The organism is Sorangium sp. So ce362 (assembly GCF_051519845.1).
GTDB lineage: Bacteria > Myxococcota_A > Polyangia > Polyangiales > Polyangiaceae > Sorangium.
In genome coordinates this window covers 3,688,866-3,715,226 of record NZ_CP150332.1, presented here as the reverse complement: position 1 = coordinate 3,715,226, position 26,361 = coordinate 3,688,866, and the positions used below count along the sequence as shown (strand labels likewise).

Sequence of the window (26,361 nt, the reverse complement as noted above, 5' to 3'; positions counted from 1 at the left end):
GGGCGCGGGCCGCGGCGCGCGCGAGGCCGCGCTCCTGGGCCGACCCGCCCGGAAGCTCCCGCTTACGCCCCGGCCTGCTCCTCGACCTCGTCCGCCGACGCGCTCTGCACCGGCGCGCGCCGCGGCGGCTCCAGGACGAGTGGCAGGATCTCTTCCATCGAGGACACCATCGTGATCATGACCTGGTCCTTGACGTCCTGCGGCACATCCTCGAGGTCGCGCCGGTTCTTGGCCGGGATGAGCACGTGCCGGATGCCGGCCCGGTGCGCCGCGAGCAGCTTCTCCTTGATGCCGCCGACCGGCATCACCCGCCCGCGCAGCGAGATCTCCCCCGTCATCGCGATGTCGCTGCGCACCGACGCGCCGAGCAGCAGCGACGCCACCGCGGAGAACATCGTCACCCCCGCGCTCGGCCCGTCCTTCGGCGTGCCGTGCTGCGGGATGTGCACGTGCAGATCGATCTCCTTGAGCCACTCCGGATCGAGGTGCAGCCGCTCGGCCTTGCTGCGCACGAAGCTCACCGCCGTGCTCGCCGACTCCTGCATCACGTTCCGCATGTTGCCGGTGAGCACCACGTTGCCCTTGCCCGGCATCTTCGTCGCCTCGATGAAGAGGATCTCGCCGCCCGCCGGCGTCCACGCGAGGCCGGTCGCGACCCCGGGCTGGAGCGACCGCTCGGCGAGCTCGGGGCGGTGCTTGTGCGGACCGAGCACCTGCTCCACGTGCTCGGGCGCCGCCACCTCGCGCACGTCCTGGCCCTCCGCGACCTTCACCGCCGTGGAGCGGCACACCGCCGCGATCTGCCGCTCGAGACCGCGCACCCCCGCCTCGCGCGTGTAGTGATCGATGATCGCCGCGATGCCCGGCTCCGTGAACTCCAGCCGCTCGTCCGTGAGCCCGTGCGCCGACAGCTGCTTCGGCACCAGGAACTCCCGCGCGATCCCGAGCTTGTCGGTCCGCGTGTAGCCGGGCACCTCGATGACCTCCATGCGGTCGACGAGCGGCCCCGGGATGCCGTCCCAGTTGTTCGCCGTCGCGAGGAACATCACCTGCGACAGATCGAACGGCAGGTCGAGGTAGTGATCCTGGAAGGTCGAGTTCTGCTCGGGATCGAGCACCTCGAGGAGCGCGGCCGCCGGATCGCCGCGCAGATCGACGCCCATCTTGTCGACCTCGTCGAGCACGAGCACCGGGTTCTTGGTCCCCGCCTTCTTGAGCGCCTGCAGGATGCGCCCGGGCAGCGCGCCGACGTACGTGCGCCGGTGCCCGCGGATCTCCGCCTCGTCGCGCACGCCGCCGAGCGCGATGCGCTCGTAGCGCCGCCCCATGCTGCGCGCGATCGACTTGCCGAGCGACGTCTTGCCGACGCCGGGCGGCCCGATGAAGAGCAGGATCGGCCCCTTCTTGTCCGAGCGGAGCTGCCGGATCGCCGAGTACTCGACGACCCGCTTCTTCACCTTCTCCAGCCCGAGGTGATCCTCGTCGAGGCAGCGCCGCACGCTCTCGACGCTGAGCTTGTCCACCGTCGTCTTGGACCACGGCAGATCCGCGATCCACTCGAGGTAGGTCTTCGTCACGTTGAACTCGGCCGACTGCTGCGCCATCGAGCGCAGCCGGCTGAGCTGCTTGCGCACGACCTTGTCGACCTCCGCCGGCACCTTGGCGCGGCGGATCCGCTCGCGGAGCTCCTCGATCTCGTCGTCGTCGCCGCCCTCGCCGAGCTCCTCCTTGATCGACTTCATCTGCTGCCGGAGGATGTACTCGCGCTGCGATTTGCCCATCTCCTCCTGCACCATGGAGGAGATCTCCTTCTTCACCCGCAGCACCTCGAGCTGCCGGCCGACCATCGCGAGCACGAGGCGGACGCGCGCCTTCACGTCGAACGCCTCGAGGATCTCCTGCTTGTCGCCGACCGACGCCTGCGCCTGCGGGAAGTTCGAGGCGATGAGATCCGCGAGCGCGCCGGGCTCGCGCACGTTGTCGAGGATGCCCGCGGTGTCGCGCGGCAGGTTCGGCATGAGGCCGAGCACCTCGCGCGTCGCCTCGCGCAGGCCCGCGCCGAGCGCCTCGAGCTCCACGTCGCGCACGAGCGACTCCGGGATGCGCTCGATCCGCGCGCGCATGTACGGCTCCAGCGAGAACGCCGCCTTCATGCGGAAGCGGCCGAGCCCGTTCAGCACGACCGAGTAGTTGTTCGGGCCGAGCCGGATGACCTTCACGACGCGGGCGATGGTCCCGACGGAATAGAGCTCCTTGAACGTCGGCTCATCCACGTCCGGCGACCGCTGGCTGATCACGCCGACAAGCGCGCGCTCGCGGCCGAGGAGATCCTCGACGAGGCGCACGCTCCGCGGCCGGCCGACGTTGATCGGCACGACCGACATGGGGAACAACACCGAGTTGCGGAGCGGGAGGATCGGGACGCTGTCGGCGTCGGGCGAGGGGGGCGTTCGCGAAGGAGGATCGCCGGTCGGCATGCAGACAACCCTAGTACAGCGCTCTTCTCGAAGCCATGACGCGGGCGAGCCGCTAGAAGTCCTTGATCTTCCAGACCCCGTGCTCGCGCGTGAAGGCGACCGTGCCACCGGCGCCGTACGCCATCGAGGCGCTGTCCCCCGTCTCCTCGATGGTCGCGGTCGGCAGCGCCGCCTTGATCGCCTGGACGACCCGGTTGATCTGCTCCTTCTGCGGCCCCTCCCAGGCGGCCTTCAGCTTCTCGGGGGTGAGCTGCGCCGCGCCCGCCGCGCCCCTGACCGTCCCGGGCCGACCGCCAGGCTTCTGCGCTGCGTCAGCGCCCGCGCTCCCCGCCGCGCCTCCGGGGGCAGCGGGCTGCGCCGTGCCCTCCCCGCGCAGCGCGCCCGCCTCGCCGAGATCGCCCGCCTCGCCGGGCGCGCCGCCCGCCGGCTCCACGAGGCCTTCCTTCTCGGCGTCGGGAACGTAGCGCATGATGATGTCGTAGCGCTTTCGCTCGAACGCCCGCAGGAACCCCACCAGCGCCTGCCGGGGCGTCGCCTGGCCGTAGAGATCGACCGCCGCCGCGTCGAGCCGCCAGCGGCCCCCCTCGAAGACGAGCAGGAGCTCCTCGCCGTTCGGCATGGTGACCGTCGCCGTCACCACCGGATCGGCCGCGGGCCGCGCGATGGCGCGGGCGATCTCGAGCGCGTCGTCCGGGTTGTCCCGGACCGCGCGCCGGAAGGCCTCGAGCGACATCGACCGCTTGGCCTCGTCCGAGAGCAGCCGGTAGGCCGCGTCGACGCGCCCCTCCTGGAGCGCCTGCGCGTACGCCCGGAGCGTGTCGCTCGGGCCCTGCTGGGCATAGCTCGATCCGCACGCGGGGAGCGCGAGGGTGAACAGGAGAAGGGCCGTGCGCTTCACGGGTCGGGCCATAGCACACGCGGCGCCGAGCGCGCAGGCGCCGAGCGGCGCGAGCCCGCCGCGAGCCCCGCGCCGCGCGAGCGCGCGCCCCCGCGGGCCGCGGTCACCCTCACTTCGCGCGCTTCAGGATGGCCCCGTCCTTCACCGGGGTGCCGTCCTCCTGATCCGGCGATCCCTCGTTGATCCAGTAGACCGTCGTCTCGTCCAGCGCGATGTCGCCGGGGCGCTTCTGCTGCGAGGCGAGCACCTCCTGCTCCCCGCCGTCCTTCGGCATGCGCACGACCGTCCCCTCGTCGCGGCGCGTCCAGTAGACGTGCTCCGCGTCGAGCGCGACGCCGTTCAGCTGGCCCTGATCCGACGCGATCTCCTCGGGCTCGCCGATCGCCTCTCCGCTCAGGTCGACCCGGAAGACGCTGCCGCCCTCGAAGCTCGCCCAGTAGACCGCCACCGCGTTCCCCTGGGCGTCCACGTCGAGCGCGATCTCCCGCGGGGTGAGCTGCTCGGCGGCGATCGTATGCGTCTCCGCTCGCACGCGGCACGCCACCGCGCCGTCTTGCTGGCCCAGCGTGCCCTGGTAGGTCCAGCACACGGCGTCCGCCGCGCTGGCCACGCGGTACGGGGACGCGAACGCCGAGCCGGGCGGCATGAGGTCCTCCGGCGTGCCGAGCTCGACCTCGGCGCCGCTGCCGCTCAGCAGCGCACGGAAGACGCCGCCTCCCCAGAGCTCGGTCCAGGTGAGCGCGTCGCCGGAGAGCGAGAGCCCCTCGGGCTGCTTCAGATCCGCGAGCAGCACGCGCGGCTCGCCGCCCGCGAGCGGGGCCGCCATCAGGGTGCCGTCCCCCGCGTTCGTCCAGAAGGCGAGCTGCCGCACCTCGTCGATCGCGAGGTCCCTCGGCGAGGCCTGCGCCGCGCCGAGGGACAGCGGCTCGCCGCCGCCCGGCGGCGCGGTCTTCAGCTCGCCGTCCGCACGGGCCATGCCGGCCTCGTCGAAGGTGGTGCCGGAGATCCAGGCCACGCCGCCCGCGGTCACCCGCAGCGACACCGGGTGGACCTGCGCGACCGCGACCGGGATCGGCGCCGATGCGTCAGGCCCCGTGTAGTGCCCTCCACCCGACGCCGACCACGGGCCGCACGTCGGCAGGTCCGTGCCCTTCTTGCGGCACCTCCCCTCGCCTGCGTCCGCGATGGCGATCCCCGCGAGCTTGCCCTGTTGCGCTCGCTTGCACACCTCGGGGGGCAGCCGGAGGACGTTGCCGTCCTCGACCCGGAAGCCCGCGTCGCTCTCGGCGTCGAGCGGGACGTAGCACGCGCTCTCGCCGCAGATGCCGCCGCCCTGCGTGAGGAGCGCGACGTTCACCTCGCCGCCCGGCGCGTGCGCCACGCAGTCGCCGGGGTTCGCGGCGAACCGCTCCAGATCGACCGGCGCCGACGTGGCGGCGGCGAAGCACTGGACGGTGTCGAAGCAGAGCCCGTCGCTGTCGCCGTCGCCGCCGCCGAACACGGCCTTCGCCTCGAACACGGGCAGGGCGCGCGAGTCGATCTCGCGCGGCACGCACGAGCCGGCGACGCAGCTCTGGCCCTCGGGACAGCTGTTCTTGACGAGCACGTTGCCCTGCGCGTCGCGCAGCGCGTTGCCATGCTCGTCGCGCTCGACCTCGGCCGAGCCGTCGCACAGGAACTGGATGGGCATGTGGAGGGTCGCGGTGCGGCCCTCGGGCACCGTCGTGAGCACCTCGCGGAGCAGGCGCACCCCGTCCTTGCCGCCGCGGCTCGCGATGACGCGCACCCGGAGCGCCTGCGCAGGATCGTCGGGGGTGAGGAAGCCGAGCGTGGCCGGCAGGCGGATCGAGCCCTCGCCCCCGAGCCGCTCGAAGGTCTCGTCGTAGACGATGGACCCGTCGAGCGTCGCCTCGACCCGGATCGTGTCGATGTCCTTCGGCAGCGACATGTCCGTCTGGAAGACGACCATGAGCTGCCCCTTCTCCCCGCCGCAGGACGCGACCCCCGCCGCCCCCGCGAGCGCGAGGAACGCCGCCGCCGCCGACATCGAGCTCGTCCGCTTCGTGCGCATCAGCGTCTCCCTCCAAATCCGAGCGGAACGGTGCCGAGGCTGCCCTGCTCCGCCGGCGTCCCCGGCTCGACGAGCAGCGCGCCGGCGATGAGCGCGCCGGCGAAGATCGCCGCGCCGCCGCCGATCCAGAGCCACTTGCTCGCGCCGCCCGGCCCCGGAGCGCGCTCCAGCGAGACGTCGATGCGGCGGAGCTCCTCGTCGCGGACCAGGACCTGCACCTCGTGCGGCGTCATCCCGGGCGCCGTCACGCGCAGCGCGTGGGTCCCGCTCGCCACCGAGCCCTCCCAGCGGCCCTTGCCCGCCACCTTGCCGTCGATCGCGATGAGGTCGTCCCGTCCCGCGGCGACCACGAGCCGACCCCGGTGCACCGCCCGGTCGAGCCGCGCCACGAGGGCGATGCTGCCGCCGCCGACCACCTTCTCCCGGCGGACGAAATCGACGAAGCCGGGCTTCGACACGCGGATGCGGCGCTCGCCGATGTCGATCGGCACCGGCGCCGCGAGCGGCGTCGTCCCGACCGGCTCGTCGTCCACGAACACCGTGGCCCCCGGCTCGCTGGCCACGATCTCGAGGCGCGACACGAACGCCCCGGCGGCCTGGATCAGGTCGGCGATGTCCTGCTTGTCGCGGGCCGACAGCGCGGCGCCCGCCTCCGCCTCCATCCGGCGCAGCGTCGCGAGCATCTTCGCGTAGCGCCGCAGGTTCTTCTGGCAGAGCGCGGTCTTCCAGAGCAGGCGGTGATCGCGCGACAGCTCGTAAGCGCGCTCGAACCGCGCGAGCGCGCCCGCGTAGTCGCCGTCGTCGAACAGCGCGGCGCCCGCCCCGTGCTCGGCCCTGGCCATCCCGGTCAGCGACTCCGCGAGCGGCTTGTCTGCGGGCGCGGCGGGCGCGGCGGGCGCGGGCTGGGCGGGCGCGGGCTGGGCCGCCGCGGCGCCCGCCGCGAGCCCCACGCTGAGCGCGGCCACGATGGCGCACCCCCACTGGCCCGGACGCTTCCCTCGCATCGATGCTCCTTCTGGCGGAGGCAGGGCTCGCAGGGCCGCGCTCCGCTCAGCGCGATGCTAACCGATGCGCACGCCGGGCGAGCAACATGGAAACGTTGCGGACAAATCGCCTTTGCTCCGCTTGCGCTCGCGAGGATACCATCCGGCGCCCATGAGAGGCCTCATCACGGTGGGCGCGGCGCTCGCGAGCGCGCTCCTCGGCATCGCCCTGGGCGCATCGTCCGCCCGCGCGGAGGGGCCCGGCGCCGTCGCGCTGAGCCGGTTCGAGCCGACCCCGCCGGGCGACCCGCTCTTCGGCGTGCCGTCGCCGTTCATCGGCGGACACCTGGTTCCGCGCGGTCTCGTCCTGTTCGATCACGCGGAGGACCCGCTCACCCTCTCGGACGGCGCCTCGCCCGAGCGGGTGATCGTCGGCGGCCAGTCGCACCTGCACGTCGGCGGCTCGCTCTCGCTCTGGGATCGGCTGCTCGTCTCGGCCTCTCTCCCGCTCGCGCTCGCCCAGAGCGGCGACGGCCCCGCGGCGGCCGCCGACGCGGGCGCGCCCGAGGCGCCGTCGTCCCCCGCGCTCGGCGACCTGCGCCTCGGCGTGCGCGTCCGGCTGCTCGGCGACGAGCGCGACGCGCTCCAGATCGGCACGAGCGCGGCCCTGCACCTGCCCACGGGCAGCTCGGACGCGTACGTCGGCGAGGGCGCGGTGCGCGTGACGCCGCAGCTCCTGCTCGGCGGGCGGGTCGCGCGGGTGGTGTGGAGCGTCGCGGGCGGCGCGGTGATGCGGAGCTCCGAGAACCCGTCGACGCTCGCGTACGGCGGCGGCGCGGCCGTGCTCCTCTGGGACGAGCGGCTGCAGATCGGCCCGGAGGTGTACGCCGAGACGATGCTGCAGGGCGGCTCGCTGTCGCTCACCGCGCGCGAGCGGGTCGCGGTGGAGAGGACCACGAGCGCCGAGCTCCTGCTTGGCGCTCGGCTCCGCCCGCTCGCGGGCCTCGTCGTCGGGGCGGCCGCCGGTCCGGGCCTCGGGGAGGCGATCGGCGCGCCGTCGTTCCGCGCGATCGGGACGGTGGCGTGGGCTCCGCCTGCGCGCCCTCCCGTGCGCGCGGCGGACCCGGACCCGGACGCGGACGGCATCTCCGGCGCCCAGGACGCGTGTCCGTACACGCACGGGCTGGCCAGCGCCGACGCGCGGCGAAACGGCTGCCCCGTGGAGGACCGGGACGAGGACGGCGTCGCCGATCCGGACGACGTGTGCCCCGACACGGCCGCAGGCGGCGGGGGCGGCGATCCGGCGCGGCGCGGCTGTCCCGCGGACCAGGACGGCGACGGCCTGCCCGACGCGCTCGACGCGTGCCCGGCGGAGAAGGGCGACGCGGCGGGCGGCGCGACGCGGCCGGGCTGCCCCCCTGCGGCGCCGAGCAAGCCCGCGGATCAGGACGGCGACGGCCTGCTGGACGACGTCGATGCATGCCCGCGCGAGAAGGGCCCGGCGAGCGAGGACGCGACCGCGCGCGGCTGCCCGACGCGGGTGCGGGTGCAGGGCGAGCGGGTCGTGCTGCTGGAGCCCGTCGTGTTCCGCGTGCTGAAGAACGATCCGGCGCCGATCGATCCGAAGAGCGAGGCGGTGCTCGCCAAGGTGCGCGACGTGATCGCGCAGCACCCGGAGTGGGTGAAGATCGAGGTCTCCGCGCACACGGACGGCGCCGGCAACGCCCGGTTCAACGAGACGCTCTCGACCGCGCGCGCGGAGGCGGTGCGCAGGTGGCTCGTCGAGAAGGGGATCGCGGCCGAGCGGCTGGTCGCAAAGGGATACGGGGCGAGCCAACCGATCGCGGACAACAAGAGCGCGGCCGGGCGGGAGAAAAACCGGCGGATCGAGCTCCTGGTCCTGGAGACGAAGTGATCCGCGGGCGGCGGCAACCGCGCAGCGCTGCGGCGATGACGAGCGCGATCGTGCCGCGAGACGCGCACCCGGGGAGCAGAAGAGAGAGAATGAAGCGAATCGTCATGGCCACAGGGCTCGGCGTCACGCTGGCGCTCGTGGCTGCCCCGCGGAGCGCGGCGGCGCAGTGTGGTGCCTCGGGCCTCGTTCAGGAGCTCGTGGATGGCCTCACCTTCGTGTGGGATGTCGGGACGGACGGGGTGGTCAACAACGGGACCATCGACGCCTTCGACACCGGCATGATGCTGCGGGTGGACGGGGCGAGGTTCCCTCCCTCGACCCGGGTGGCGGAGATGGACGGGAGGCAGCTCGCCCACGGGCCGGTGCTCCTCGGCCGCCTCGAGGTCACCAGGAAGGTGTACGTGCCCACCGACGAAGGGTGGGCGCGGTTCCTGGAGATCCTCCACAACCCCACCGCCTCCGAGCTGCCGGCGGTCGTGCGGATCGAGACGAACGTCGGCTCCGATAACGACACAACGATCACGCAGTCGCACAGCGGAGATCTGGAGTTCACCCCGGTGGACCGGTGGCTCGCCACGGACGACGTCGACGCGGGCGCGGATCCGAGCCTCCATTTCAATTTCTACGGGCCTTCGGCGGCGATCGCGCCGGGGAGCGTCGGGATGACCACCGACAACTGCGCGACAACGCAGGGGCCCATGGTCGAGTTCGCCCTCTCGGTGCCGCCCAGGGGGACGCGGATCCTCATGCACTTCGGCGGGCAGCACGCGAGCCAGGCCGACGCGCACGCGACCGCGATCCGCCTCGATGCCCTCCCGGCGAGGGCGCTGCTCGGGATGACGGCGGCCGAACAGGCCAGCGTGGTCAACTGGGACCTCAACGGCGACGCTGACGGCGACGGCGCGAACGACGACGGCGACAACTGCCCGTCGGTGCCGAACTCCGACCAGACCGACACGGACAATGACGGACTGGGCGACGCGTGCGACGACGACGACGACAACGACGCCTTGGGCGACAAGGCCGACAATTGCCCGTCGGTGCCGAACTCCGACCAGACCGACACGGACAACGACGGACTGGGCGACGCGTGCGACGACGACGACGACAACGACGGCGCGCTCGACGGCGCCGACAACTGCCCTCTCGTCCCCAACCCCGATCAGGCCGACATCGACGGCGACGGCGCAGGCGACGCCTGCGACGCGAGCGCGCTCGACAGGGATGACGACGGTGTGGAGGACGGCGCAGACAATTGCCTCTCGACCCCCAACCCCGACCAGGCCGACATCGACGGCGACGGCGACGGGGATGCGTGCGACGGCGACGATGACAACGACGGCGTGCCCGACGGCGCCGACAACTGCCCACTGTCGGCGAACCCGAGCCAGAGCGACACCGACGGCGACGGCCAGGGTGACCGGTGCGATGACGACGACGACAACGACGGCGCGCTCGACGGCGCCGACAACTGCCCGGTCGTGTCGAACAGCGGGCAGGAGGACGAGAACAGCGACGGCGTGGGCGACGCGTGCGACTGCGACGCGCCGCCGAAGCCCGACGGCACGCCCTGCGACGACGGCAACCCCTGCACCCTGGCCGATGCTTGCGACGACGGTATCTGCAGGGGCGGCGAGCCGCTCGCGTGCGCGCCCTCCGGGAACGCCTGCACCTCCGCGCAGTGCCATCCAAGCTACGGCGAGTGCGCGCTGTTCCCGAACGAGGGCGCCCGCTGCCCCGGCGGCACCTGCGTGGCCGGCGGCTGCGTGCCCGACGATGCCAGCAGCGGGGGCGGCGCTGGCGGGGGCGGCGGTGACAACGGCGGCGGCGGCGCTGGCGGCGATGCGGGTGCCGGCGGCGCTGGCGTCGGCGGCGGTGACAACGGCGGCGGCGGCGCTGGCGTCGGCGGCGCGGCTTCCCGGCCCGGTGGCGGCGAGCCGCGGGCGCACGGCAACGGCTGCGGCCTCGCGGTGCGCGCCGACGCGTCGGCGATCTCGGCTGCGGTGTGGCTCGCCGCTGCGGCGCTCCTCGCCGGGTGGCGGCGACGGCGGGGGTGATCCACCGCGCCGCCGTCGCGCGGCCCGCCCATCGCCGCCGCCGCGCGGCCCGCCCATCGCCGCCGTCGCGCGGCTCGCCCATCGCCGCCGTCGCGCGGCTCGCCCACCTAGCCGCGGTGATGCGCTGGCGGGGCGGGAGCGCGAAGACGAGCGTTCGCCCTCGATGCTGACGCTGCCGGGCGCGATCCCGGCAGCGATGTGCCCTTCGTCAGGGCTCCTCCGACCCCGACGCGAGCCACGGCCCGCACGTCGGCAGCCCCGAGGTCTTCTGGGCGCAGTCCGTCGCCGGCGCCGTCAACACGGCCGCGATCTTGCCGCTCGCCATCTGCTTGCACACCTCCGGCGGCAGCTGGATGCGCCCGTCTTCCTCCACCCGAAAGCCGTCGTCGCTGGCGGCGTCGAGCGCCACCAGGCAACGGTGGTCGTCGCCCTCGCCGTCGCATATGCCGTCGCCACCGACGGTCTCCAGCGCCACGTTCCGTGGAGCCCCGCCGTCGCCCGCGATCGTGCAAGCCGCCGCGTCGACCTCCGCCGCCGTTGCCTTCTGGAAGCAGGCCGTCACGTCGAAGCAGTCCCCGCTCCCGCCGCCGTAGACGTCGCCGTACGAATAGTCAGGCAGCGTGCTCGAGTCGACCTTGTTCGACACGCACGCCCCCGCGACGCAGGTCTGCTCGTCGCCGCAGAGCGTGTTCTCGACGTCGTTCCCCGCGCTCTCCCCTGAGCCGTCGCAGAGAAAGTCGAGCGGTAGGGAGAGCAACGCGACGCGATTCTTCGGGATCGTCGTGACCGCCTCACGCACGATGCGCACCGAGCCAAGCGCGTCCTTGACGCGCGCGCTGACCCTGATCCGGATGGATTCACCCCCGCTGTCCGAGGAGTAGAACCCGATTGTCGCCGGGAGCTGCGCGTCGGCATCGGACTCGCCAAGCCGCAGGTAGGCTTGATTGAACCCGCCTCCGCCGCTCTTGAACACCTGGACCTGAAGGACGTCGAAGTCCTTGGGAAGGGCGAGATCCGTCGAGATGGCGACGACGATCTCGTCCGGCGAAGAACACCCCCCGCACGCGAGCGCGAGGAGCGCGGCGAGGACCAACCGGCGGCCGCGGATCATCGGCCTCCTCCGAAGGGGATCGCGAACGAGGCGCCGCCCCGCGCGGACAGGGCGACCGAGCCGGGCGACAGGTTGCCGTCGACCGGCGGCTCCGCTGCGAAGACGCCCAGGCCGACCAGGAGCGCGCCCGTGAGCACGGCCGCGCCGCCGCCGATCCAGATCCAGCGCTCGATGTTGCTTTCCTTGGGCTTCGGCACCAGCGAGACCTGCACGCGGCGTGTCTGGTTATCGTGGATCATGACCTCGGACTGGTGCGACACCATGTCGGACGCCGTGACGCGGAGCGCGTGGCCGCCGCTCGGCACCGGCCCGTCGTAGCTGCCGCGACCGACCACGCGGCCGTCGATGGAGATGACGGCGTTCGGCGGCGCCGCGACGATGAGCCGCCCCTGGTGGACCTCCCGCTCGAGCGTGGCCTTCACCGTGACCACGTCGCCGCCCGCCACCGGCTGGGAGACCTCGACGTCCTTGAAGCCCTTCTTGGTCACCCGGATCTTCCGGGTGCCGACGTCGAGCAGCACGGGCTCGCGCAGCGGGGTCCGGCCGACCTCCTCGCCGTCGACGAAGACGGCTGCGCCCGCCTCGCTGACCTGGAGGTCGAGGCGGCTCACGTAGGCCTTCGTCGCCTCGATGAGCGCCGCCGCGTCCTTGCGATCCTGCTCCGTGAGCTGCGGGCCGGCCTCCTGGAGGAGCTTCTCGACCGTTCCGAGCAGGCGCGCGTAGCGCTTGAGGTTCTTCTGGCAGAGGGCGACGTTCCAGAGCAGCCGCGGGTCGCGGGAGAGCTCGTGGGCGCGCTCGAACTTGATGATGGCGTTGCGGTAGTCGCCGTCGTTGAAGAGGATCCGCGCGGCCTCATACTCGGCCTTGGCCTCCCCCGTGAGGGTCTCGGACAGCGGCCCCTGGGCAGCAGGAGCGCTCGCGGCGGGCGCGCCGGCGGCCGGCGCAGGCTGGGCCGCGGCGGGCGCGCCGGCGGCCGGCGCAGGCTGGGCCGCGGCGGGCGCTAGCCCCGCCAGCACGGCGCCGCCGAGCGCGAGCGCGGCACAGACGCGCGCGCTCTTGCGGCTCCGCGGCGGGAGTCGTTCGCTTCCAGGCCAATTCATCTGGGCTTACCTTTGTCGTTCAGCACATCGAAGATGCTGGGGCTGTCGTTCCCCTGTGACGCGGTCGTGGTCGACGCGGCCGAGGGCGCCGCTGTCGAGGCCGGTGGGGCCGAAGGCACCGCGGAGGCCCTCGGTCGAGGCGCCGGGGGGGTGGACGTCGTGGGCGCCTTCGCGGTCGCCGTCGTCGGTGTCCGGGCGCTCGACGACGGCGCCGGCGCCGTTGTCGCCACCGCGGTCGTCGTCGGCGCCGGGGTGGCGACCGTGGCCACGGCGGAGACCTCCGGTGGAGGGACCGGCGGGGGCGGCACGGACGTCGTCGCGGGCGGCGGTGGCTCGGCGGAGGTGGTCGCGGCCAGCGGATCGATCACAGGATCCCCCGCGTCGCCCCGGAACGTGACGAAGCGCAGGACCCCGCCGATCACCGCCGCGACGCCCACCCCGGCAATCGCTAGCACCACGCCGCTCCGCCTGCGGCCAGCCGACGCGGGGCTCGTGGCCGTCCAGCCGGGAGCCGAGCCCACCGGGCCGGCCGTGTGGCCGACCGCGGCGCCTGACGTCGCGCCGGCGGGCGGCGCGCTGGACCGCCCCTGCGCCGTCGCCGCGGGCACGCCGCTCACGCGCTCCTGCGTCGTCGGCCAGGGGGGAACGCTCATCCGATCGCGCGCCGAGCTCGCCCGGTCGCGCCAGCTGACCGCGGGCACGAGCCCCAGCGTCCGCTCGATCCGCTCCAGCGACGCCAGCGCGAGCGGAGGGCCGAAATCGACGATGGCGCCCGCAAGCTCGGCGACGGACTTGAAGCGCTTCGCGACGTCCCTCTCGAGGCAGTGCAGGATCGCCGCCTCCAGGCCCGGCGGCAGGTCGCGCCGGAAGGTGCTCGGGGACGGCGGCGCCTCGGTGTTGATCATCAGGATGAGCTCGGACAGCGAGGTCGCGTCGAAGGGCACCCGCGCCGTGAGCAGCTGATAAAGGATGGCGCCGAGCGACCAGATGTCCGCGCGCGCGTCCACCGAGCGCGCCGAGCGCATCTGCTCCGGCGCCATGTAGAGCGGCGAGCCGAGCACCATCGCCGTCTTCGTCAGCCCGAGCTCGGGCTCGGCCCCGGCCGCGGACGACTCGGCGAGCGCCTTGGAGATGCCGAAATCGAGCACCTTCACCATGCCGCTGCCGTCCGCTCCGCGCGTGAGGAAGAGGTTCGCCGGCTTGAGATCGCGGTGGATGATGCCGGCCGCGTGCGCTTCGGCGATGGCCTCGCAGGCCTCGAGCACGTAGCCCACGGCCTCCTCCAGCTCGAGCGGGCCGCGCTGCCGCAGCGTCTCCTGCAGGTCGCTCCCCTCCAGGTACTCCATCACCATGAACGGCGCGCCGGTCTCGAGCGTCCCGACGTCGAGCACGCGCGCGACGTGCTCGCTCTTCAGGCGCACCGCCGCGCGCGCCTCGCGCACGAAGCGCTCCACCATCTCGGCGTTGGCGCCGGGGTGGAGCATCTTGATGGCGACCCGCTGGTGGAGCTGCTCGTGCAAGGCGGCGACGACGACGCCCATGCCCCCTTGCCCGAGGATGCGCTCGACCCGGTATTTCCCCGACAGAACTTGACCTTCGGCAACCGGTGCGCTCACGGACACTCCTGCGTTGGTGCGGCCTTCAGGGCGCCACCACCGCCACGTTATCCAGAGGGCCACCTTATTCCATCCACCGCTTTCGTCCAAGGCCTCGCCTCGGCCGTTCAGGCCACGTCAGGCCACGTCAGGCCACGCCAGAGGCCGCCCGCCACGCTCGGTCGCCGTGCTGCCGGCCGTGCGCTGGACCGAGGCGGGGCGGGGCAAGCCGGGCGGCCGGCTCATCCGTGGTGCTCCCCATCGTCGCCCGGGGCGACTACCCTACGCGCCATGCCCCGCATCGCCAAAGTCGAGCGCAAGACGCGCGAGACGGACATCCGCATCGAGATCGATCTCGACGGCCAGGGCCGCTCGTCGATCAGGACGCCGCTCCCCTTCCTCACGCACATGCTCGATCAGATCGCCCGCCACGGCCTGTTTGACCTCACCATCCACGCCGAGGGCGACATCGAGATCGATGGCCACCACACCACCGAGGACTGCGGCATCACCCTGGGCACGGCCGTGCAGCAGGCGCTCGGCGACAAGGCGGGCATCGCGCGCTACGGCGAGGCGACGCTCCCCATGGACGAGGCGCTCGCGCAGTGCGCGCTGGACCTCTCCGGCAGGCCGTACTTCGTCTGGCGCGTGCCGCTGCCCAAGGCGAAGCTCGGCACGTGGGACGTCGAGCTCGCCCCCGTGTTCTTCGAGGGCTTCGCGCGCGGCGTCGGCGCGAACCTGCACGTCCGCCTCATCGAGGGGGACAACCTGCACCACATCGTCGAGATCTGCTTCAAATCGTTCGCCAAGGCGCTGATGAAGGCGACCCGCATCGAGCCCCGCGTCGCCGGCATTCCGTCCACCAAGGGGAGCCTCTGAGCCATGCAATCGATCGCGCTCGTCGACTTCGGGATGGGCAACCTGCGCTCCGTGGAGCGGGCGCTCCTCCAGGCCGCCGGGGACGCCGGCGAGCCGTGCGCGGTCACGCGCACGGGCGATCCGGAGGTCATCGCGCGGGCCGACAAGGTGGTGGTGCCAGGCCAGGGCGCCTTCCGCGACTGCGCGGCCGCGCTGCAGAGCGGCATCGGCGAGGCGCTGCGCGAGCAGATCCGGAAGGGGGCGCCGTACCTCGGCATCTGCCTCGGCATGCAGGCCCTCTTCGACTCGAGCGAGGAGGCGGCGGGCGCGCGGGGGCTCGGCGTGTTCCCCGGCATCGTCAAGCGCCTCACGCCGGAGCCGGGCGCGGCCGAGGCGGCGGCCGGCGAGCCCTGGGCCGGGATCAAGATCCCCCACATGGGGTGGAACCGCATCGCGATCACGCGCGACGTGGAGGGCCCGCTCGGCGTGTTCGCTGGCGAGCGCCCGTTCGTCTACTTCGTCCACAGCTACCACGCCGTCCCGCTCGACCCGGCGCTGGTGGCGGCGACGACGGAGCACGGCCCGCACCGGATCACGGCGGCGATCGAGCGGGACAACGTGACCGCGACGCAGTTCCACCCCGAGAAGAGCCAGGAGACGGGCCTGCGCCTGCTCGTCCGCTTCCTGAACGGGTGAGCCGACCGCGGCGCTGGCCTGTCACGGGTGCGGGCGCTGCGCCCGGTGGTACAGGTGCTTGACGTGCGCGAGCTTGAGGTGCGCGCTCAGGGGCAGCTCGGACGGCCGCCGGGCAAGGCCGCGCCGTGAGGGGTGCGCTCGGCCCGCGCGCCCCTCGCGCTCCGGTGACCGCGGCGCGAGGGGGAGATCGACGACGAACACCGCGCCCCGGCCGAGCTCGCTCTCCACGCGGATCGCCCCGCCGTGCGCGCGCGCCGCGGCGTGCGCGATGTAGAGGCCGAGCCCCAGGCCGCCGAAGCGATCCGGGACCGCCCGCTCGAATCGCGCGAAGATCCGCTCCTGGTCCTCCCTCGCGATCCCCATGCCGTGATCGCGCACGATGAGCCGCGCCCGCGCGCGCGTCGCGCGCACCTCGATCGAGATCGGCTTGCCCTCACCGAAGGTGATCGCGTTCTTGATCAAGTGGAACGCCATGCGCTCGATCTGGGACCGGTCCCAGCGGCCGATCACCGCGCCCTCGGCCGCGACCGCGATGGCGCCGCGCGCGGCCGGCCGATGCGAGACCGCCGCCGCCACCACATCGCGGACGAGCACGACGAGATCGACCAGCTCGCGGGCCGGCGCGCGCCGGGCCGGATCGGCGCGCCGGACCTGGAGCATGTCGTCGCACAGCCTGGCGAGCCGGCCGAGCTGCCGGTCGAAGACGGCCAGCATCGCCGCCGCCCACGCCGGGGTGTTCTCCGGCTCCCGTTCGCTCATCCGCTTCGTCAGCTGGAGCTGCAGGAGGAGCGAGGTGACAGGCGTCCTGATCTCGTGCGCGGCGAGCACGAGGAAGTCCTCCCGGAGCCGGGCGGTGTCTTCCCGGATCGGCACGGTGGGGACGCGGTCGTCGAGGTTGTCGCAAAGCGCGGTCATGGCAGAGCCTGCTGGCGGAGTTCGGTCACGATCACGCAAAGCATGGTTCGTGCCGCTCACGGCTGTTCGCGGATCGGCACTTCCGGCGGCAGAACAGGGCCACTTCTGCCGGGCGGACGCGCGTCGCGGCGTCGCACCGCGCTGCCAACTGCGCAAAACCTCACGGCGTGAGCCGCCTGGACGGTCAGGCCGAGCGCGGCGCTTCGGGCGGCTCCGGAGCGCCGCCGGGCCGCGGCGCAGGCGGGTCCGGGCGCGCCCTTGCTTGCGGGCCAGGGCCCGCGGAGCAGCTTTGTCCGCATGCAACACCAGAGCGGAGAGCAACACCAGAGTGGAGAGCCAGGAGCCAGGGCTCAGGCCCGCGGATCCATGGGTGAGCTGCACGCGCTGCTCAGGGAGTTCGAGACGGCCATGCTCGTCACCATGACCCCGGAGGGGCTGATGCGGGGTCGGCCGATGGAGATCCAGGAGCCGGCCGAGCTGATGGACTGCGATCTCTGGTTCGTGACGCAGGAGGAGACGGCGAAGACCGGCGAGATCGCCCGGGAGCAGCAGGTGGCGGTCTGCTGCTACCGGCCGCGGGATCGGGCGTACATCTCGATCTCGGCGCGCGCGACGATCGACAGGAACGAGGAGAAGATCCGGAGCCTCTGGAAGCCCTCGTGGAAGGCGTGGCTGCCGGACGGCCCCGCTCACCCTCACGCCGCGATCCTGAGGCTGATCGTGGAGCGCGCCGAGTACTGGGAGCCCGAGGGCGGGCGGCTCCGGATCCTGTACGAGAAGGCCAAGGCGCTCGTTCAGAGAAAGCCGGCGAACGACAAGCTGAATCCGCCGAAGCACATCTGAGCGCCGCGCCTGCCGCAGCGGCCGGCTCTCCCGCGCGTCCGCCCGATCTAGCGCGCCGGAGCCGCCCCGAAGATGCGGCTGAGCGCGTCGGTGAGGGAGCTGTCGTCGTTGCTGCCGACGACCAGCTCGGCCACCTGCTTGAGCGCCTGCGGGCCGTGACCCATCGCGATCGGAAGACCGCAGGCCTTCAGCATGGGAATGTCGTTCTCGCCGTCGCCGACAGCGACCATCTCCCGCGCGGACAGCCCTCGCCTCTCGGCGATGAACGCGAGCGCGCGCCCCTTGTCTATCCGGCTGCGCGTCACCTCGATGTAGTTGTCCTTCGAACGCGCTACCGCGATGCCGTCGTCGAGCGCCGCGAGCTCCTCCGCGAGCCGAGCGTTATCGCAGTGCCCTTCGTCGGTGATCATCAGGAGCTTCTCGGTCACGGGGCGGCTCGCGAAGCCGGCATCGACCGTGGGCGCGAAGCCGACGATGTCGGCCTCGGCCCTGACGCGCCGGTCCGCTGCCTGAACGATCCAGTCGAAGCCGGCGTAGAGGTTCAGGCTGACCCGCTCGTCCCGTCCATAGCGCGCCAGGATCTGCTCGACGGTGCCCTCCGGCAGGGGCGAGCGGTCGAGGATTCTCCTGCCGGAGCTGAAGACGAAGGCGCCGTTCAGCGCCGCCCACGGGCCTTGCAGCTCCAGGCTGTCGGCGATCTGCTCCACGGAGCGAGGGGGGCGCGAGCTGATCAGCGTGAGCAGGAGCCCCCTCCCCGTCAACGCCGAGCACAGCGATCGCGCCTCGGGTGAGACCGAATGGTCGGACCGCAGCAGGGTCCCGTCCAGATCGAAGGCAACGCCGCGAAAGCTTCCTGGCACCATGCGCGCTCTCCTGTCCTTCCTCTCGCCAGTACCACAGCCGAGCGCACGCGCCCGAGCTCTCCGGAGGTCGTTCGCCGCGCGCGGTGGAGAGATGACGAGCTCCGCGGTGAGGCGCGCGCGGGTGGACCGGGGCTCTGAGCTGGGAGCTCGGCGGAGCCGGCGTGGCTCGACGTCAGGCCTTCTCTCTCGGATTGAACTCGGTGACCGTGTGAAGCGTCTGGGCCACCTTCTCGCCGCTCCTCGGCGGCGTGAGCCCTTCTCCATGCAGCTCGGCGACGATGGCGGTGATGTTGTCCTCCCCGCCGCGCTCGCTCGCCAGCGCGACGAGCCTCTGGCATGCGGCCTCGATCGACGGGCCCCTCTCGATCACGGCGAGCATGTCGCCGGCCGAGAGCTTGTTCGAGAGTCCATCCGAGCAGAGCAGGAGGCGATCGTCGCGCCGCAGCTCGAGCCGGGCGACGCTGGCCTTGACGTCGGGATCGAGCCCCATCGCCTGGAGCAGCATGCTCCTCATCGGGTGCTGCTCGGCCTCCTCAGGTTGAATCATCCCTGCGTCGATGAGCGCCTGCACGAAGCTCTGATCGTGCGTGATCTGGAGGATCTGTCCGTTGCGAATCAGGTAGGCGCGCGAGTCGCCCACCTCGGCGACGTGCGCCTCGATCCCGTGCACGCATATCGCGGTGAGCGTCGCTCCCATGCCCTGGCGGCCCGGCTGCTGCGAGGCTTGCCACACCTCGCGATTGGCTCGCTGTACAGCCAGGAGGGTCGCTTCGTCCCAGTTGCCGCGCGCCGTGGCCATCGCCCGTCGAAGCGCCTCCACGACCAGGGCGCTCGCGACCTCGCCGGCCGCCGCGCCGCCCATGCCGTCGGAGACGGCGAGCAGGACGGGGTAGGAGGCTTCAAAGGTAACCGCTTGGGCAGGCGGCGCGGTCTTGGCGACCGATGAGAGGTGCGCGATGAGGAGCGTGTCCTCGTTGTTCTCGCGAACCCGCCCCAGGTCGGTGATCCCGCAAGCTCTCACCGTGATGTCCCCGGCTCCCCGTGTCGTTGCTGTCATGTGATGTCTCCTGTTTCGTTGTTTCCACCCATGAACCGACCTTTAGACAGGGCGGGAGCGCACAAACCGTAATACCGAATACATCTCATGTCGCTTGGAGTTCCCGTATGCCGGGGGCGCGTCGCGGATCGCCGCCATCGCTGCTCGTCTGGTACGACGGCGGGCCACGTCAAGCAGGACCTGGCGACCTGATCGGCGGGGGCTGACGCGGGTTCGGTGGGCAGCGGTGTGCCCCGGGTTGACCTGTCGGCTGCCGGCAGTCCGCCTCGGGGCGGGTCCTCGACTCACGTTGAGGTCCGCGCGGCGGGTGGCGGTCGGTGGCGGGCGGCGGCGGGTGGCGAGTCGCGGTCAGGGTCGGTGAGTCGCAGTCAGGTCGGCCGTCAGCGGCGGTCGACTCAGGGGATCGCTGCGGACGTGAACGGCATCGGGAAGATCTGCCCCGCCCTCCACGCCTCGGCATGATCCGCGTAATGGGACGTCCGCGGATCCCCGCTGATGCCCGTGCTCATCACCCCGAGCGAGCCGTCGAGCGGCGCGAGGTTCCAGATCAGCCGCGTCGCGCTGAGCGAGTCCTGATCGAGCGCGGCTCGCACTCCGCCTGCGTCCTCGAACTCGCCAGGCGGGAGCGCCAGGATCCCGACCTTCCCGAACCACCCGCCGATGTTCACCGTCTCCACGTCGCCGGTCGCCGGGAAGGTGCCGATGTCGAAGCGCGGGTCCTCGCCCGCGAGCGGATGGTTGTAGGTCAGCTCGTGGATCCCGCCCCAGGTCCACGCGCTCACGTCCGACCCCAGGGCCCCGCGGAGCATCGCGTCCGCCTCGCCGAGCGCCGTGCGCACGGCCTCATCCCGGGCGACCCCCGGATCCACGCCCTCGCTGATGCCGAAATAGGGCGCGCGCGGGTTCTCGAGCACGTCCATCAATCCGTTCAGCTGATTCGTGAGGAACACGTTGGACGCGAAGTACGCGTACTCATCGGGACCGATCACGCCCCTCACCGTGTTGCGCAACAGGATCAAGGTGAGCATCTCGTAGACGGCCGCGCCGCGGCTGCTCGCCGCCGCATTTCCATCCCACTGTTGCAGGGCCTCCACCGCCGCGAGGGCGCTCGGATCGTCCCCGGGCAGCCCGACGCGCCCGAGCGCAGCCAGGTAGCTGTCGCGCAGCGGCAGTCCGATCGTGGTCTGCGTGTCGAGCTGGATCGACGCCATGTCCTGCGGCGTGAGCGGCTGCGTCGCCGTGGTCAACCGGGTCATGATCCGCTGAGCGCGCCAGGGCATGTCCCAATAGTTGGCGAGGTGCACCGTCCGCCCCTGCGGCGCGTAGCTGCGCGGGACCATCCGGTTGTTCGCCGTCACCAGGATATGCGACGGCGGATCGTAGACCGAGGGCAGCTCGGCGTTCGTAGCGTACCCGGTCCACTCGTGTCCACCCGTCCCCGGCACCGGATAGAGCGCGTTCAGCGGGCTCTCACGCTGCGGCGCGAGACCCGAGTTCTGGTAGCCGATGTGGCCGTGGGCGCCCGTGTAGTCCGCGAAGATGAAGTTCCAGCCGATGCTCTGCTTCAGCGCCGCCGCCTTGAACTGCGGCCAGCTCTGCGCCGCCGGCATCTCGAAGAAGCCGTCGACCTTCCACTGAGATTGCCCCGCGGTCGACTTGAGCGCGAGGGTGCCGAACGCCTCCAGCCCATCCAGGCCGTCGTTGAGGACCGGCCCGTGGGGCGTCGAGCGGAACGTCCGCTGCACATCCGGCTGCCCCTTCACGCGGATGGTCTCGACGCGCCTCTTGACCGGCTTCCACTGGCCGTTGATGAGCACCTCCTCGCCTCCTCCGCTCGCCGCGCGGAGCGTCTCCACGTACAGATCGACGCTGTCGAAGAGCGAATACGTCGGCACCCAGGCGATGTGCTCGGTGTGGCCGCTGATGAACCCGGGGAACCCGGGCATCATCCAGCCCGCCACGTTGTACTGACCGCTCACCTTGAGCTGGGCCATGTAGACGGCGGACGGGGTCGCGTGGGGGAAGTGCGGATCGGTCGCGAGGAGGGGCTTTCCGGTCGAGGTGAGGTGCCCGTCGACGGCCCACGCATTGCTCGCGCGTCCGCTCGCAGGCGTCATTCGCAGGAGCTGCTGCGAGAGCTGACGCGACCCCTCGAGGCAAGACGGCGGCGGCGGGTCGACGATGGTCGCGACCGGCGCGGTCGGGCCGGGCGGCACGAGGAACTGCGAGACCGGATTCAGGTTGCCCTGCGCGTCGAACATCGACACCCCGTCCGCAGCCTCCTTGATCAGCGTCGTCGCGACCTCCGTGCCCGCGATGGAGGCCACCGCCGCGCGCTCCAGCTTGGTGAACCACGTCAGGGTGTCGAACGTGACACCCACATAGATGTAGGCCAGGACGCTGTCCTGGGGCGTCCAAGGAGCCGGCTCATAGCCGAGGGTCTGGAACTCGATCGGCAGGCCGCCGCTCGATGTCTTGGCCACGGAGATGTACTTGTTCACGCCCTCGGCGCATCCCTGCAACACGCGCTTCGTCCGCGTGGCCGCCGCTGCATAGCGCGCCGCCGCGAACGCGGGCAGGTCCTGCGCGCGGACGAGGAGATCCTGGCCGAGAATGCTGTCGTCGTCCCCGGGCCCGTAGATCTCCGCGAGGCGCCCCTGAGCGCTCCGGCGCAGCACGTCCATCTGGAAGAGCCGGTCGCGCGCCATCGCATAGCAAAGGCCGGCATAACCTGCCTTCTCGTCCCACGCGGTGACGTGCGACATCCCCCGATCGTCCACGCGGATGTACGCCGCGTCGAGCCCACCGATCTGAACCGCGGTTTCCTTCGCCGCGGTTTGCTCTGTCAACACCTGTTCATCCTGGGCCACGCTGCACGCGGCAGCAGACAGCAGGAATGCCACGCCGGTCATTCGCTTGATCATGCCGATCTCCTTCTGCTGGCCCTCTCGCAGGGCCGCAATTTGCAGGTCACGTGCGCCACGCTCACCCCGAGTCGCGGCCGCGTCCCATGGGAGTGCGCGGCGCGCGACTGTCAGTACAAAATGCCGCCCGAAACAAACCAGGCGAATTGCAGAGTGATCGCTGACAAGCAGCGGACAAGACGAACGGGCGCGCCTCCTACGTTGCTTTCATACGCACGAGATAAGCGGATAGGAACTAACCAATGCAGCTCGGAAGTCAAGTTATTCGTCATCTGCGTCTCTTATACAGCCATGCTGTACACCGGCGATCACAGACGCCCTCTCAAGCGATCTGGTTTGCCTGGCTGCACACGGGCGGCGCACGGACTGCCCGTAAAAGCAGCAACCTAGCACTCAGCTGACATGCGCGCCACGCGGCGCGGGGCCTGAGCTGGATTCCGACGGTCGGGTGGTCGGGTGGTCAGGCGTCCAGGCGTCCAGGCGTCCAGACGTCCAGGCATCTAGTCAGAGCGCTGATCTCCCCGTCAGGACCCTTCGGGCCCCGGCGAAGACATCGAGAGAGAGACCGGGCGAGCTCGCGTCACCCGCGTCCGGGAGATCGCCCTCCGGCATCGGCCGCGCCCGGGGGGCGCTCGCCGCCGCGGGCGCCGCCACCGTCGAGCGCCGCACAGACCTCGGTGAAGCTGTCGAACGGCGTGCACGGGATCCCGTCGCGCCCGCAGAGCGCGTCGAGGGCGCTGCCCCGCACCGCGAACACGCGGTCGCAGCACCGCGCCGCGGGATAGTCCAGCCGCCCGTCGCCGATGTAGACCGCGACGGTCTCGCCGGTCGCCGCCTTCAGCTGGTCGAGGACGCGGATCTTGAAGTCGTCCCCCGGACCGAGCGGCACCGCCGCCGGCACGGTCACGCGCCAGCGCCCGTCGAAGACGGCATCGAAGCAAGAAAACGCGGTGCCCGGGGGCAGGAACTCGCGGATGTAGAACGGTAGCCCGTGGCTGACCACGTGAAACACCCACCCCCGGCGGGCACACAGCGACAGCAGCTCCTCGAAGCCCGGGCGCAGCCCGGCGTGGGGACGGAGCTCGGCCAGGAGCTCGTCCGCCGCGCGATCCACATCCGCATAGCCGCGCCGGAGGAGCTCGAACGGCGTGATCTCGCCGCTGGCAGAAGGCGTGAGCAGCGCCTGCCGCCAGTCATAGCGGAGGTGAGCGTCCCAGATCTGGTTCGTCAGGTCGGCGCAGGTGATGGTCCCGTCGAAGTCGCTGAGGATGAGCACGACCGACGATTCTGCACCCCTTCACGCCGTCCCGCCAGCGCCGACGGTCAGATCGCGACGGGGAACGGGTTTCGCTCGGCGAACCCGGTCTGGTGAAAGTAGGGATACGCCAGCCTGGTCTTGCTCGCGGCGTCCAGCTTCGCGATCTGCTCCGGCGCCAGGGTCCACCCGACGGACCCGAGGTTCTGTCGAAGCTGCTCCTCGTTCCGGGCGCCGATGATCACGTTCGCGACGCTCGGTCGCTGCAGCAGCCAGTTGATCGCGATCTGCGGGACAGTCTTGCCCGTCTCCTTCGCCACCTCGGCGAGCGCGTCGACAACGCGATAGAGGTACTCGTCGTCCACCGGCGGCCCGCCCTCGACAGACAGCTTGTTCCGGAGCCGGCTGACCTCCGGCAACGACTGTCCGCGCCGGACCTTGCCGGTGAGGCGCCCCCAGCCCAGCGGGCTCCAGACCACGGCGCCGACCTTCTGATCGAGCGCGAGCGGCATCAGCTCCCACTCGTAATCGCGCCCGATGAGCGAATAGTACGCCTGGTGCGCCACGTACCGGGAAAGACCGTATTTCTCCGAGACGGCGAGCGACTTCATCAGGTGCCAGCCGGAGAAGTTCGAGCAGCCGAGATAGCGAATCTTCCCCGCCCGCACGAGGTCGTCGAGCGCGCCGAGGGTCTCCTCGATCGGCGTGAGCGCGTCGAAGCCGTGGAGCTGAAAGAGGTCGATGTAGTCCGTCTGCATCCGGCGCAGGCTCCCCTCGACCGACCGGATCAGGTGATGCCGCGAGGAGCCGACGTCGTTCGGGCCCGAGCCCAGGCGGAAGGTCGCCTTCGTGGAGACGATGACCCGGTCGCGCCGGCCCTTGATCGCCTGGCCGAGGATCTCCTCGGCTAGGCCGTCGGAGTAGATGTCGGCCGTGTCGAACATGTTCATCCCGGCCTCGAGCGAGACGTCGACCAGCCGGGTCGCCTCCGCCACGTCGCTCGAGCCCCAGCCCTGGAAGAACTCGTTGCCTCCGCCGAACGTCCCCGTCCCGAGACTCAGCACCGGCACCTTGAACCCTGACCCGCCAAGCAGCCTGAAATCCATGTATCTCCTCCGCGCTGTGCCCAATGGGGATAACCTTCGACGCAGGGGAGAGGGTCGCCGGACACCAGGCTCTTGCCCCTTTGCCGCGGTCGTGCACGGTCAGGAACTCCAGGGCGATCCGGAAGTCAAGCCCCATCGCGACGCGCGGACGGCGCGGTCGCGAGGCGGGGCGCGCGCCGGCGCCGATCACAGCCCGATGTCGCTCCGGAACGCATGCAGGGCCTCCGCGCTCGCGGAGCAGCGGAGCCGCTCCTCGCGGGGCATTTGCCCGAGCGTCCGCGTCTGCCCGGCCGGGATGAACATCGGCTCCCAGTGGGTGCCCTCGTCGCCCCGCCGCTCGCGGGCGATCTCCCCGAGGATGCTGCCCGTGTAGACGCGGAGCGTCCGGCCGTCGCAGTAACAGACCTTCTGGACGACCCGCGCGGCGCGAGACAGCCCCGGGGGAATGAGGCAGCAGATCCGGTCCTGCAGCCGCTCCCAGAACGGCTTCACGAGCGGGCCCGGGAAGCCGTTCAGGTGCTCGATGAACAGCCCGCCGTGCTCGACGAAGAGCGGCACGAGCGCCAGCCGGTAGGCGGCGAGGGCCTTCTCCCGCACGACGACGTCGAGATCCGAGGAGAGGACCTCGGGCACCTCGAGCCGCAGGACCCGAAGCGGCGTCGGCCCGTCCTTCCAACCATGGACCATGTCCTCGAGCTTGTGCTCGTTCGAGCAGACGAAATAGACCATGACCCGCGCCCCTCACCCGTCCAGCGCATCGAGCAGCGCCACCACGCTCTGCGTCTTGTCGTTGGGGTCGAGCTCGATGACGTCGACGTGCCAGGCCTCGAGCAGCGCCGGCTGGACAAGCCCGGCGCCGAAGGTCGCCCAGTAGCCGCGGCGGTTCGGCGCTCGCTGCGCGCCGGGCGAGCGGCCCTCGATGCGCATCTGCTCCATGCGATACCAGATGTAGCGGATGTCGACGTCGCCGAAGCTGTAGCCGAGGAAGAGAAAGCTGTTGCTGAGCAGATCGGCCCGGAGGCGCTGATCGGGCGCGGCCTCGAGCCTCAGGCGGCTGAAATACTGGGCTTCGGTCAGCACCACCGTCTCGGGCCGGTCGAGGTCGCCATGAAACTTGATGACATGGCATGCCCCCTGGGCCGGGCACCGCGCGAAGTCGTCGAACGTGGAGAGCGCCACGGCCTGCTTGCCCGCGTCCCGGAGCGCCTCCTCGATATGGTGCTCGAAGTTTGTCGTGTAGATGGTCGGAAAGTGGCGGCGCGCCAGCGCCTTGTGCTGGCACGAGCCCTTGCGGCGCTCGTCGACCGCGCGCGCGTGGAAGCGCGCGCGCATCTCGGCGATGAAGCTGTCGAGGCCGCCCGTGCACTCCCGGGCGAAGAAGCCGGCGAGCTGCGGGGGCAGGCCGTGCAGCTCGAAGAGCGCAGGCTCGAAGCCGAGCGCCTCGCCCATCCACCCGACCAGCTCCTTCCACATGGGCAGCTGGAGCGGGGCGGAGAAGCCTGCGCCCAGAAAAGGAATGAGGCGTCCTTCCCGGTACGCCTGCCGGAGCGGGACCGCCGCTTGCTCGAGCGTCAGCACAGCCATCGTCGCGAGCGATGGTATCCGCCCGTCGACCTCACGCAACCGGCGCCCGCTCG

General features: G+C 71.7%; 20 protein-coding genes. 5 read left to right on the top strand and 15 right to left on the bottom strand.

All coding sequences use genetic code 11. The features are described from left to right. Positions 1–62: 62 nt before the first annotated feature. From lon to WMF17_RS14605, 4 genes are all read right to left on the bottom strand, one after another. Positions 63–2,477, bottom strand: a complete 2,415-nt coding sequence (gene lon / locus WMF17_RS14620; RefSeq protein WP_437602661.1) for an endopeptidase La — start codon at positions 2,475–2,477, stop codon at positions 63–65. Positions 2,478–2,529: 52 nt separating this feature from the next. Further along, positions 2,530–3,375, bottom strand: coding sequence for a hypothetical protein (locus WMF17_RS14615; RefSeq protein WP_437602660.1), 846 nt, complete (start codon positions 3,373–3,375; stop codon positions 2,530–2,532). 109 nt (positions 3,376–3,484) lie between these two features. After that, a complete protein-coding gene (locus tag WMF17_RS14610) occupies positions 3,485–5,446 on the bottom strand; it encodes a hypothetical protein (protein ID WP_437650036.1) in 1,962 nt (653 codons plus the stop codon). Next, a complete protein-coding gene (locus WMF17_RS14605; RefSeq protein ID WP_437650034.1) occupies positions 5,446–6,450 on the bottom strand; it encodes a PEGA domain-containing protein in 1,005 nt (334 codons plus the stop codon). The genes WMF17_RS14610 and WMF17_RS14605 overlap by 1 nt, the downstream gene beginning before the upstream one ends. A 151-nt stretch (positions 6,451–6,601) precedes the next feature. On the opposite strand from WMF17_RS14605, the gene WMF17_RS14600 reads away from it, so the two are divergent. Both WMF17_RS14600 and WMF17_RS14595 read left to right on the top strand, forming a co-directional pair. Further along, positions 6,602–8,344 (top strand): OmpA family protein, encoded by a 1,743-nt coding sequence (locus tag WMF17_RS14600; RefSeq protein WP_437650033.1) that lies wholly within the window; start codon positions 6,602–6,604, stop codon positions 8,342–8,344. Positions 8,345–8,433: 89 nt separating this feature from the next. Then, positions 8,434–10,401, top strand: a complete 1,968-nt coding sequence (locus WMF17_RS14595; protein WP_437650031.1) for a thrombospondin type 3 repeat-containing protein — start codon at positions 8,434–8,436, stop codon at positions 10,399–10,401. A 208-nt stretch (positions 10,402–10,609) separates the two neighbouring features. On the opposite strand, the gene WMF17_RS14590 is transcribed toward WMF17_RS14595, so the two are convergent. Genes WMF17_RS14590 through WMF17_RS14580 form a run of 3 tightly spaced genes read right to left on the bottom strand, consistent with a single transcriptional unit; the run spans position 10,610 to position 14,228 of the window. Further along, positions 10,610–11,512, bottom strand: coding sequence for a hypothetical protein (locus WMF17_RS14590; protein ID WP_437650029.1), 903 nt, complete (start codon positions 11,510–11,512; stop codon positions 10,610–10,612). Then, the gene (locus WMF17_RS14585; RefSeq protein WP_437602654.1) at positions 11,509–12,612 is read right to left on the bottom strand and encodes a PEGA domain-containing protein; all 1,104 of its coding nucleotides are present in this window, start codon (positions 12,610–12,612) and stop codon (positions 11,509–11,511) included. Before WMF17_RS14585 ends, WMF17_RS14590 begins: the two co-directional genes overlap by 4 nt. Continuing rightward, entirely contained in the window at positions 12,609–14,228 is a 1,620-nt protein-coding gene (locus WMF17_RS14580; RefSeq protein WP_437650028.1) for a serine/threonine-protein kinase, read from the bottom strand. The genes WMF17_RS14585 and WMF17_RS14580 overlap by 4 nt, the downstream gene beginning before the upstream one ends. A gap of 270 nt (positions 14,229–14,498) precedes the next feature. Between WMF17_RS14580 and hisB the strand changes: the two genes are divergently transcribed. Beyond that, on the top strand, positions 14,499–15,086 hold the full coding sequence (hisB, locus tag WMF17_RS14575) for an imidazoleglycerol-phosphate dehydratase HisB (protein ID WP_437602652.1): 588 nt from the start codon (positions 14,499–14,501) through the stop codon (positions 15,084–15,086). A 3-nt stretch (positions 15,087–15,089) separates the two neighbouring features. Next, complete coding sequence (gene hisH / locus WMF17_RS14570; protein ID WP_437602651.1) at positions 15,090–15,761, top strand: imidazole glycerol phosphate synthase subunit HisH; 672 nt, start codon at positions 15,090–15,092, stop codon at positions 15,759–15,761. Positions 15,762–15,782: 21 nt separating this feature from the next. On the opposite strand, the gene WMF17_RS14565 is transcribed toward hisH, so the two are convergent. Further along, on the bottom strand, positions 15,783–16,676 hold the full coding sequence (locus WMF17_RS14565) for a sensor histidine kinase (protein WP_437602650.1): 894 nt from the start codon (positions 16,674–16,676) through the stop codon (positions 15,783–15,785). Positions 16,677–17,042: 366 nt separating this feature from the next. Here WMF17_RS14565 and WMF17_RS14560 point away from each other — a divergent pair, with 366 nt between their 5' ends. Further along, on the top strand, positions 17,043–17,519 hold the full coding sequence (locus WMF17_RS14560) for a pyridoxamine 5'-phosphate oxidase family protein (RefSeq protein ID WP_437602649.1): 477 nt from the start codon (positions 17,043–17,045) through the stop codon (positions 17,517–17,519). Between the two features lie 47 nt (positions 17,520–17,566). Here the strand turns inward: WMF17_RS14560 and WMF17_RS14555 are convergent, their stop codons facing one another. The 7 genes from WMF17_RS14555 to WMF17_RS14525 form a co-directional block, all read right to left on the bottom strand. Continuing rightward, on the bottom strand, positions 17,567–18,382 hold the full coding sequence (locus WMF17_RS14555) for a Cof-type HAD-IIB family hydrolase (RefSeq protein ID WP_437650026.1): 816 nt from the start codon (positions 18,380–18,382) through the stop codon (positions 17,567–17,569). A gap of 172 nt (positions 18,383–18,554) precedes the next feature. Then, a complete protein-coding gene (locus tag WMF17_RS14550; protein WP_437602647.1) occupies positions 18,555–19,439 on the bottom strand; it encodes a PP2C family protein-serine/threonine phosphatase in 885 nt (294 codons plus the stop codon). Between the two features lie 395 nt (positions 19,440–19,834). Beyond that, positions 19,835–22,363 carry a penicillin acylase family protein gene (locus WMF17_RS14545; RefSeq protein ID WP_437602646.1) on the bottom strand — a complete coding sequence of 843 codons (2,529 nt, stop codon included), beginning with the start codon at positions 22,361–22,363 and terminating at the stop codon, positions 19,835–19,837. 580 nt (positions 22,364–22,943) lie between these two features. Further along, positions 22,944–23,639: an HAD-IB family phosphatase gene (locus WMF17_RS14540; RefSeq protein WP_437602645.1), complete on the bottom strand. Its 696-nt coding sequence runs from the start codon at positions 23,637–23,639 to the stop codon at positions 22,944–22,946. Between the two features lie 47 nt (positions 23,640–23,686). Continuing rightward, complete coding sequence (locus WMF17_RS14535; protein ID WP_437602644.1) at positions 23,687–24,724, bottom strand: aldo/keto reductase; 1,038 nt, start codon at positions 24,722–24,724, stop codon at positions 23,687–23,689. A gap of 186 nt (positions 24,725–24,910) precedes the next feature. Further along, positions 24,911–25,453: a non-canonical purine NTP pyrophosphatase gene (locus WMF17_RS14530; protein ID WP_437602643.1), complete on the bottom strand. Its 543-nt coding sequence runs from the start codon at positions 25,451–25,453 to the stop codon at positions 24,911–24,913. A 12-nt stretch (positions 25,454–25,465) separates the two neighbouring features. Then, positions 25,466–26,308 (bottom strand): SIR2 family NAD-dependent protein deacylase, encoded by an 843-nt coding sequence (locus WMF17_RS14525; RefSeq protein ID WP_437602642.1) that lies wholly within the window; start codon positions 26,306–26,308, stop codon positions 25,466–25,468. Positions 26,309–26,361 lie beyond the last annotated feature (53 nt).

Coding starts and splice junctions, on each gene's coding strand:
- lon (WP_437602661.1), bottom strand. CDS start 2,477: ATGCCGACCGGCGATCCTCCTTCGCGAACGCCCCCCTCGCCCGACGCC.
- WMF17_RS14610 (WP_437650036.1), bottom strand. CDS start 5,446: ATGCGCACGAAGCGGACGAGCTCGATGTCGGCGGCGGCGGCGTTCCTC.
- WMF17_RS14605 (WP_437650034.1), bottom strand. CDS start 6,450: ATGCGAGGGAAGCGTCCGGGCCAGTGGGGGTGCGCCATCGTGGCCGCG.
- WMF17_RS14600 (WP_437650033.1), top strand. CDS start 6,602: ATGAGAGGCCTCATCACGGTGGGCGCGGCGCTCGCGAGCGCGCTCCTC.
- WMF17_RS14595 (WP_437650031.1), top strand. CDS start 8,434: ATGAAGCGAATCGTCATGGCCACAGGGCTCGGCGTCACGCTGGCGCTC.
- WMF17_RS14590 (WP_437650029.1), bottom strand. CDS start 11,512: ATGATCCGCGGCCGCCGGTTGGTCCTCGCCGCGCTCCTCGCGCTCGCG.
- WMF17_RS14585 (WP_437602654.1), bottom strand. CDS start 12,612: ATGAATTGGCCTGGAAGCGAACGACTCCCGCCGCGGAGCCGCAAGAGC.
- hisB (WP_437602652.1), top strand. CDS start 14,499: ATGCCCCGCATCGCCAAAGTCGAGCGCAAGACGCGCGAGACGGACATC.
- hisH (WP_437602651.1), top strand. CDS start 15,090: ATGCAATCGATCGCGCTCGTCGACTTCGGGATGGGCAACCTGCGCTCC.
- WMF17_RS14565 (WP_437602650.1), bottom strand. CDS start 16,676: ATGACCGCGCTTTGCGACAACCTCGACGACCGCGTCCCCACCGTGCCG.
- WMF17_RS14560 (WP_437602649.1), top strand. CDS start 17,043: ATGGGTGAGCTGCACGCGCTGCTCAGGGAGTTCGAGACGGCCATGCTC.
- WMF17_RS14555 (WP_437650026.1), bottom strand. CDS start 18,382: ATGGTGCCAGGAAGCTTTCGCGGCGTTGCCTTCGATCTGGACGGGACC.
- WMF17_RS14550 (WP_437602647.1), bottom strand. CDS start 19,439: ATGACAGCAACGACACGGGGAGCCGGGGACATCACGGTGAGAGCTTGC.
- WMF17_RS14545 (WP_437602646.1), bottom strand. CDS start 22,363: ATGATCAAGCGAATGACCGGCGTGGCATTCCTGCTGTCTGCTGCCGCG.
- WMF17_RS14535 (WP_437602644.1), bottom strand. CDS start 24,724: ATGGATTTCAGGCTGCTTGGCGGGTCAGGGTTCAAGGTGCCGGTGCTG.
- WMF17_RS14530 (WP_437602643.1), bottom strand. CDS start 25,453: ATGGTCTATTTCGTCTGCTCGAACGAGCACAAGCTCGAGGACATGGTC.
- WMF17_RS14525 (WP_437602642.1), bottom strand. CDS start 26,308: ATGGCTGTGCTGACGCTCGAGCAAGCGGCGGTCCCGCTCCGGCAGGCG.